This window comes from Brevundimonas sp., assembly GCF_036399195.1.
GTDB lineage: Bacteria > Pseudomonadota > Alphaproteobacteria > Caulobacterales > Caulobacteraceae > Brevundimonas.
This window is the reverse complement of record NZ_DASWNO010000164.1, coordinates 1-7,350: the sequence shown is the minus strand read 5'-3', so window position 1 is coordinate 7,350 and position 7,350 is coordinate 1. Positions and strand designations below refer to the sequence as shown.

Here is a 7,350-nt window from a genome sequence, read left to right as displayed (position 1 = left end):
ATCGGCAAGCTGGCGGGCGAACTGCTGAAGGACCCGGTCAAGGTGTCGGTGACGCCCCAGGCCACCACGGTTCAGCGCATCAACCAGTCGATCATCCACATCGAACAGGGCCGCAAGCGCGCCCTGCTGACCGAGATGTTCAGCGACCCGACCTTCACCCGCTGCCTGGTCTTCACCAAGACCAAACACGGAGCCGACAAGGTCGCGGCCTACCTTGAGGCCGGCGGCGTCGAGGCCGGGGCCATCCACGGCAACAAGAGCCAGCCGCAGCGCGAGCGCACGCTCGACGCCTTCAAGAAGGGCAAGCTGCGGGTGCTGGTGGCGACCGATATCGCCGCGCGCGGCATCGACGTCGACGGCGTCTCGCACGTCGTCAACTTCGAACTGCCGTTCGTGCCCGAGGCCTATGTGCACCGCATCGGCCGCACGGCCCGCGCCGGCGCCGACGGCTCGGCCATCAGCTTCGTGGCCGGCGACGAGATGAAGCTGCTGCGCGACATCGAGAAGGTCACGCGCCAGAAGATCCCCTCGACCGACCGCCGCAACGACAAGTCGCTGGCCCTGCTGGACCAGTCGATCATGGCCTCGGGCGTCGGCTCGAAGGCTTCCATGCCCGACGACGGCCGCGGCGACCGCCAGCAGCAGCGCGGTCCGCGCAACCCGCGCCGCGACGGCGTCAAGCTGGAAGGCGGCGGCCAACCGCACCGTGTCCGCAAGCCCGGCCCGGGCCGCGACGTCCGTCCGACCCCGGAACGGGCGTTCGACCCGCTGGCGCGCGAGCGTCCGCGCCCGTCGAACAACGATCCGCGCCAGGGCGGCAACGCCGTCGCCGTGGCCGCCAAGCCGGACGGCGAGATCAAGCGCCGTCCCCGCCGCCGGCGCCCGTCCAACGGCGGACAGGGCTATGCCGCCAAGGGCTAAGCTCCACGCATCCCTGAAGTCATGGCGCCCGCCGGAGAGATCCGGCGGGCGTTCGTGTTCAGGAGTCCCGACGCCCGGCCAGTTGCTGCGACGGACGCCGCGCCGAATCGTCGAACCTTGCTTTGCGGCGTTAACCCGTCAGGGCGGATCAGGGATTAAACACGTCGGCGAGGAGCGTGTGCGGCTCACGGAGTTTGTTGATGCCCGGCAAAATTTTGATCGTCGACGATCATGAATCCGTCCGCAGCATCCTGGACGCCGTCCTCTCCCACGCCGGCTATGAATGCATGACGGCCAGCACCGGCGAGACCGCCCTGCAGATGGCGCGGCGCTTCAAGTTCGATCTCGTCGTCCTCGACGTCAACATGCCCCACATGTCGGGCCTCGAGGTCCTCAGCCGCATTCGCCGCTGGGCGCCTTCGGTGCTGATGGTGACCGCGAACAGCAGCATCGACTCCGTGCGGGCGGCGGTGAAGCTGGGCTGCGACGGCTATGTCGCCAAGCCGATCGACCCGGCGACCCTGCTGGCTCGCGTCGAGCGGATCCTCGCGCGCCCGGTCGTTCATATCTGAGGCGTGTCGGTCGCCGCTTGGGCGCCGCGCACGAAAACGCCCGCCGGAGCGGTCCGGCGGGCGTTTCGATGTTCAGTGCGTCGGGGTCAGGCGGCGGCGGTGACCGGGGCGCTCGACTCCGACGGGTCGCGCAGGACGTAGCCGCGGCCCCAGACGGTCTCGATGTAGTGTTTGCCGCCGGCGGCGGTGGCCAGCTTCTTGCGCAGCTTGCAGATGAAGACGTCGATGATCTTGAGCTCGGGCTCGTCCATGCCGCCGTACAGGTGGTTCAGGAACATTTCCTTGGTCAGGGTGGTGCCCTTGCGGAGCGAGAGCAGCTCCAGCATCTGGTATTCCTTGCCCGTCAGGTGGACGCGGTGACCGTTTACCTCGACCGTCTTGCCATCCAGGTTCACGGCGATCTCGCCGGTGTGGATGATGGCCTGGGCGTGACCCTTGGAGCGACGGACCACGGCGTGAGTGCGAGCGATCAGTTCGTCCTTGTGGAAGGGCTTGGTCATGTAGTCGTCCGCGCCGCCGCCGAACGTCTTGACCTTGGTCTCGATCTCCGAGGTTCCCGACAGGATCATCACCGGGGTGTTGACCTTGCCGACGCGCAGCTGGCGCAGGACCTCAAGGCCGTTCATGTCCGGCAGGTTCAGGTCCAGCAGGATCAGGTCATAGTCGTAGATCTTGCCGAGATCGATGCCCTCTTCGCCGAGGTCGGTCGTGTACACGTTGAAGCCTTCCGACTTCAGCATGAGCTCGATGCTCTGCGCGGTTGCGTGATCATCTTCGATAAGCAAGACGCGCATTGATGCCCCTCCAGGCAAAGCTTGACAGTGGCTCCGACATTCGCATGGCGGGTAACCTTGTTGGGGAGTTAACCGAGCAAAAACTTAAGAAAGGTTAACGCCACCCCATTGAGGCGAATCGTAGGCTGATTTGCGAATCGGCGTCGAGAGTCCCGAGTCAAGATCGCGCACTTTCCCCGCCCCTTGCCGAAGGCATGGCTCCATACGACCGCAATCGACGCCCCCTAGGATCATATTCCTAGCCTTGGGCCTGCGGGGGAACGACTGGCTTCAGTCGGGATGATTGGGAGCGACGCGATGGACGACATGCACTGGGGTCAGGTCCACGAGACGGACCGTATTCGCGCGGGACTGGCGCTGCAGATGGTCGCCGCGACCACAGGGGTGCCTGCCGAGCGGATGAGGAGCGGCGCCCGGCTCGGGGGGCCCGCCTGCCGGGCGCGCTGGCTGGCGATGTACCTCGCCTATGTCGCGTTTGGATGGCCGCTTGAGCGGGTGGCATACGCTTTCGGTTTGAACCGCGCGACCGCCGCCGCGGCTTGCCGATGGGTCGAGGAGAGCCGCGACCGCCCCGCGCTCGACGCGCTGCTTGATCGGCTGGAGCGGTGCGTCCGCGATGTGCTGGAGGCGCCGCGCTGCGAACTTCGAGCATGAGCGCGAGCGACGCGACGGCCGATCCCGTCCTTGACCGTGCGACACGACTGCTGGCGCGCCCGCATGGCTGGATCGACGCATTGCCGGACGGCGGATACGGCCTTCGGGTCGGGCGCGACCGTCGAAGCCGCGTCCTGTTTCAAATCGATGAGGCCCTGTTCCGGCGACTGGCCGAGCGGCCGGGATTGAAGGGCCGGTCCGGAGGGGGCTGGATCGCCGACGCGCGAAAGGGGGTCCCGGAGGCGCCTGGCGCCGGGCGGCCGGGCGTGATCGAGGGAGCCCGCGCCACCATGGACAGTGAGGGTCGGACACAGGTGAAACGAGCCAACCTCGGCCATTCCGCCATCGCCTGGCTGGCGTCGCGCAAGGACGGCGGGGGCGAGCCCTGGCTGGCGCCGCGACAGGTCGCGGCCGCGCATCGGCTGGGCCGCGATGCGGAGGTCGCCCTGCGCGGGGCCTCGGTCACGATGCGGTGGGACGGCCTGCCGCGGTCCGGCGCGGGCGGAAGAGTCCGGCGGGCCGACCCGGGCGCGGGCGCGGCCGCCAGGAGGGTGGAAGCCGCCCTGGCCGCGTGTGGCGCGGCGCGAGGGCTGGTGGACGCCATCTGCATCCGGGCCTCGGCCCTGCAGGCGGCCGAGCAGGATCTCGGACTGCGTCGGCGAGCCGGCAAGGAGTTGCTGCGCGCCGGCCTGACCAAGCTCGCCGCGCATTACCGGATAGGATGACAGGCCTCAGAAAGTCCGCGGCGATGGAGCGGTGGACGGCGGTTGGGCGAGGGCGATGGGATCGGCGGACGCCTCGGCCGGACGAACGTCGGATGGTGGTCGAGGTGGTCCAGCGGCCGAACCGACAGCCCGCCAAGACGATCACCGGCTTCTACTACTGAGCTTCGGCCGCGGCTTCGCGAATGCGCCCGACCATGGCGTTGAGACCATTGGCGCGCTGACGGGTCAGGGCTGCGGGCAGGCCCAGCCGATCCAGGGCGGCGCGCGCGTCGAACGCGAGTATCTCCGTCGGCCGCCGCCCGGAATACAGCTTCAAGAGCAGCGCGATGTTACCCTTCGACAGGGCGCTGTCGCTGTCGGCGAGGAAGCGGAGCCGGTCGTCGTCGCGGCGCACCGCCAGCCAGACCTGCGCCGCACAGCCGGGCACCTTGTTCGGATCGGTTCGATCGGCCTCCGGCAGCGGCTCCAGCCCTTTTCCGAGATCGATGACGTACTCGATCCGGCCTTCCCAGTCGTCGAGCACGTCGAAATCCTCCGCCAGTTCGGCCAGGGTCTCGTCGATTGAAGGCTGCGGCGTCATCGGGCGCAGATAGGCCGCGTACGCGTTAACGACAACCTTCGGACATCTCCCCAGAAAACCGCTCTTGGCCTGTGGCGCCAGTCGCCTGGAAAGCGTGCGCGCTTTGGACGACTCAGCCAGGGGACTAGAGTGGCCTCACCGTCGGCGCATTGTCGGCCTCTCCTCCTTCGCCCTTGATCCAGCCCGCCCCCGCCATGTCCCGATCGTCAAGCCGCGCTGCACCGGGCGACCGCGCCGCGCTCGCTGCGTGGCACGCGGGCTGGGCCGTGTCCGCGGCGCTGCTGGCGCTGGTCGGCGGCTGGCTGGGCGCGGTGGACGGGGCGGTGTTCTACGGCGTCCTCGCCATGGCCGTTCCCGGCGTGGCGGGTCTGGGTCTTCTATGGCGCGACGGAAGCGACCAGCGGATGGCCCTGCTGTGGGTTTGGGGCGCGGCCGCCTTTATCGCCGCCGGCCTTTCGGGCGGATTGACCGGACCTCTGGCCGGATTTGTATTCCTGCCGATGGCCGCCGGCCTCGCCTTCGGCGGGACGCGCGCGGTTCAGGCCGGCGCATTGGCCGCTGGAACCGCGACCTTGGCCGGGCTTCTGGCGGCCTGGGCAGGTGGTCCCGGCGTTCATCGGCCTGAGTTGGCCGCGGTGTCCGCCCTGCTGACAGCGGGGGCCGCGGCCCTGGCCGTCCGGCTCTCATGGCGGCAGCACGAGGCGCAGCTGGCGGCGGCGACCGCCGGGACAGCGCGTGTCGAAACCCTGCTGGCGGCCCAGCCGGCCCTGATGCTGGTGCTCGAACCGTCAGGGCGCGTCGTGGCCGCCTATGGCTCACCTCCCGGTTATCTGGCGATCGATCCCCTGTTCGAGACCGGCCTCGTGGACGCCGTTCACGCGCCCGACCGGCCGCGGTTGCTCGACGCGCTGGAACGGGCGCAGGCGGGACATGAAGGAGCCGCCCTGTTCGCCCCCCGAAGCGCTCTCGATCGCCGCGCCCAGCTGATCGTGCGCCGGCTGGACGACGCCCCCGGCGGCCGTCTGATCGCCCAGATTTCCGACGCCACGACGCAGTACGCCCGCGAGCTTGGACTCGAGGTCGCCCGCAACGAGGCCGAGGCGCGAGAGGCGGGCAAGACCCGCTTCCTCGCCAACATGAGCCACGAGTTGCGGACGCCGTTGAACGCCGTGCTCGGCTTCTCGGACATCATGCGGCAGCGCATCTTCGGGCCGATGCCCGACCGCTATGGCGACTATGCCGACAACATTCATCAGGCGGGCCGGCACCTGTTGGACCTGATCAACGACCTGCTCGACGTCGCCAAGATCGAGGCCGAGCGGTACACGCTGACGCTCGAGCGCTTCGACGCGCGCGAGACCCTGTCCGCCGCCATGGCGCTGGTCCGGGTGCATGCGGAAGAGAAGGGCGTCAGCCTGTCCAGCGTGCTGCCGGCCGAGCCGCTGGACGTCTCCGCCGATCGTCGGGCGCTGAAGCAGATCACGCTGAACCTGCTCTCCAACGCCGTGAAATTCACGCCCGCCGGAGGAACCGTGACGGTGACGGCGGAAACCGCGGGCGCCGATCTCGAAGTCGTCGTCGCAGACACCGGCGTCGGCATCGCGCCGGAAGACGTGCGGCGTCTCGGTCGTCCCTTCGAACAGGCCGGGGGCGTAGAGCAGCGCCGTCAGGGCACTGGGCTGGGTCTGTCGCTCGTGCGCGCTTTCGCCGAACTGCACGGCGGCCGGATGACGATCGACAGCACGCTCGGCGAGGGCACGGCGGTGACGGTCCGGCTCCCGGTGGCGCTCGTCGCCCGCGCCCCGGCTCCCGAGGGCGGGGCCGAGGTCATTCCGATGCCGATGAAGGGCGGAGGCTGACGCCTCAGATCGCGCCCATGGCCAGGAAAGCCCGGGCCGCGGCGAAATCCCCGGCCTCGAACCTCGCCGTCGCCACGGTGCCGTCCCGGAAATGGAACTCGACCGCGAAGGCTTCCCGCGGATCCAGCCGCTCCACTGCGGCTGCGGCGGACGCGGGGAAGCGCCAGGTCTCGCCGGCGCGGCTGTCGCTGGTCAGCAGGCCGCGATCCGCGGCGGCGACGCCGGTCGCCCAGTAGCTGGCTCGCGCGGAGGCGGGAACCAGACCGTCTCCGTTCAGCCAGGGACGGGGAACCCGCATCGGATCCCGCAGCACAATCCGCGCGGCGTACGGTCGAGACCGACCGACGAAGCTGACGACGGTCATCAATTCCGACGTGGCCTCCGCGCCCGCATAGCCGAAGGTGACCGGCGACGCGCCAACGCGCGACTCCTGCCGCAACTTCCAGGCGGCGCTTTCGGAGCGGGTCCGGACCGCGGTCCAGTCCTGCTCGGCGCCGGGAAAGGTCATGCGCGGCGTTCGGAGCCAACCGGAAAAGGCCTGGTCGACCCGAGCGCGCACGGTGGCCAGCTGCGGGTCGCGGCACGACACTGATTGAGCGCGAGACCAAGCCCGGGCGGCGGTGGCGGTCAGCGCCGTCTCAGCAATCCCGGACCGCAGCGCGGCCCCGCGGGCCTGGGCCGTAGCGGCGCTCAATGCGGCGTCCAGCCGGGTCTCGAACAATCCGCAGCGGGCGTCAGCGGCCACGACGAAGGCGCGCTCGTAGTAGGTGTCGACAGGCCCGGCCGAGGCGGCGGACGCAAGGAAAGTCGTCGCCGCGGCCAGCGCGGCGGCTATGGTCTTCCGTGCGGGGCGCCCTATCGTCATGGAGCCGCATCCTGGGCGCCACACGTTCCGGTACGGTTTCCGGACAGGGTTATCAAAGTGCTTCTTTCCAGCGACCTGTGGGTCTCGGCCCTGATCCGCCGGGCCGAGCTCGGCGGCGCTTTCGCCACGGTGGTGCGCAAGGGCGACCAGCGGGCCGGGACCGTCATCGTCAAGGTGTTCGACACCTCGACCCGCCGCGCCCGCCTCTATAGCGAGGCCTTCGGCGCGGATGGAGAGCGGCTGTGGATGCAGCCCGTCGAGAGCGAACAGGAGAGCGAGCTGGACGCGTATATCGAGCGGCAGAACGGATACGACCCGGACCTGTGGGTGGTCGAGATCGAGGACCGCGCGGGCCGGCACTTCATCACGGAGACGGTGGC

General features: G+C 69.4%; 10 protein-coding genes. 7 read left to right on the top strand and 3 right to left on the bottom strand.

Annotated features, from left to right (window positions below):
- On the top strand, positions 1–921 hold a 921-nt coding region (locus VGB60_RS07745), incomplete at its 5' end, for a helicase-related protein (protein WP_331037693.1).
- A gap of 200 nt (positions 922–1,121) precedes the next feature.
- Complete coding sequence (locus tag VGB60_RS07740; RefSeq protein WP_331037692.1) at positions 1,122–1,493, top strand: response regulator; 372 nt, start codon at positions 1,122–1,124, stop codon at positions 1,491–1,493.
- Between the two features lie 86 nt (positions 1,494–1,579).
- On the opposite strand, the gene ctrA is transcribed toward VGB60_RS07740, so the two are convergent.
- The gene (gene ctrA, locus VGB60_RS07735; protein WP_183254582.1) at positions 1,580–2,287 is read right to left on the bottom strand and encodes a response regulator transcription factor CtrA; all 708 of its coding nucleotides are present in this window, start codon (positions 2,285–2,287) and stop codon (positions 1,580–1,582) included.
- 297 nt (positions 2,288–2,584) lie between these two features.
- On the opposite strand from ctrA, the gene VGB60_RS07730 reads away from it, so the two are divergent.
- From VGB60_RS07730 to VGB60_RS07720, 3 genes are read left to right on the top strand one after another with little or no spacing between them, the layout of a single operon-like run.
- On the top strand, positions 2,585–2,941 hold the full coding sequence (locus VGB60_RS07730; protein WP_331037691.1) for a chromosomal replication initiator DnaA: 357 nt from the start codon (positions 2,585–2,587) through the stop codon (positions 2,939–2,941).
- Complete coding sequence (locus VGB60_RS07725; protein WP_331037690.1) at positions 2,938–3,666, top strand: DUF6456 domain-containing protein; 729 nt, start codon at positions 2,938–2,940, stop codon at positions 3,664–3,666. The genes VGB60_RS07730 and VGB60_RS07725 overlap by 4 nt, the downstream gene beginning before the upstream one ends.
- Positions 3,663–3,827, top strand: coding sequence for a hypothetical protein (locus tag VGB60_RS07720; protein ID WP_331037689.1), 165 nt, complete (start codon positions 3,663–3,665; stop codon positions 3,825–3,827). The genes VGB60_RS07725 and VGB60_RS07720 overlap by 4 nt, the downstream gene beginning before the upstream one ends.
- Here the strand turns inward: VGB60_RS07720 and VGB60_RS07715 are convergent.
- On the bottom strand, positions 3,821–4,246 hold the full coding sequence (locus VGB60_RS07715; protein ID WP_331037688.1) for a SufE family protein: 426 nt from the start codon (positions 4,244–4,246) through the stop codon (positions 3,821–3,823). The two genes, VGB60_RS07720 and VGB60_RS07715, sit on opposite strands and share 7 nt — an antisense overlap.
- Before the next feature lie 194 nt (positions 4,247–4,440).
- On the opposite strand from VGB60_RS07715, the gene VGB60_RS07710 reads away from it, so the two are divergent.
- Complete coding sequence (locus VGB60_RS07710) at positions 4,441–6,105, top strand: HAMP domain-containing sensor histidine kinase (protein WP_331037687.1); 1,665 nt, start codon at positions 4,441–4,443, stop codon at positions 6,103–6,105.
- 4 nt (positions 6,106–6,109) lie between these two features.
- Here VGB60_RS07710 and VGB60_RS07705 read toward each other — a convergent pair whose 3' ends face one another.
- Entirely contained in the window at positions 6,110–6,970 is an 861-nt protein-coding gene (locus tag VGB60_RS07705; RefSeq protein WP_331037686.1) for a hypothetical protein, read from the bottom strand.
- A 57-nt stretch (positions 6,971–7,027) separates the two neighbouring features.
- On the opposite strand from VGB60_RS07705, the gene VGB60_RS07700 reads away from it, so the two are divergent.
- The coding region (locus VGB60_RS07700; protein ID WP_331037685.1) for a DUF1491 family protein at positions 7,028–7,350 on the top strand (323 nt) is incomplete at its 3' end.

What these genes read in the sequence shown, in the direction of transcription:
- VGB60_RS07740 (WP_331037692.1), top strand. Translation starts at nt 1,122, where the DNA reads ATGCCCGGCAAAATTTTGATCGTCGACGATCATGAATCCGTCCGCAGC.
- ctrA (WP_183254582.1), bottom strand. Translation starts at nt 2,287, where the DNA reads ATGCGCGTCTTGCTTATCGAAGATGATCACGCAACCGCGCAGAGCATC.
- VGB60_RS07730 (WP_331037691.1), top strand. Translation starts at nt 2,585, where the DNA reads ATGGACGACATGCACTGGGGTCAGGTCCACGAGACGGACCGTATTCGC.
- VGB60_RS07725 (WP_331037690.1), top strand. Translation starts at nt 2,938, where the DNA reads ATGAGCGCGAGCGACGCGACGGCCGATCCCGTCCTTGACCGTGCGACA.
- VGB60_RS07720 (WP_331037689.1), top strand. Translation starts at nt 3,663, where the DNA reads ATGACAGGCCTCAGAAAGTCCGCGGCGATGGAGCGGTGGACGGCGGTT.
- VGB60_RS07715 (WP_331037688.1), bottom strand. Translation starts at nt 4,246, where the DNA reads ATGACGCCGCAGCCTTCAATCGACGAGACCCTGGCCGAACTGGCGGAG.
- VGB60_RS07710 (WP_331037687.1), top strand. Translation starts at nt 4,441, where the DNA reads ATGTCCCGATCGTCAAGCCGCGCTGCACCGGGCGACCGCGCCGCGCTC.
- VGB60_RS07705 (WP_331037686.1), bottom strand. Translation starts at nt 6,970, where the DNA reads ATGACGATAGGGCGCCCCGCACGGAAGACCATAGCCGCCGCGCTGGCC.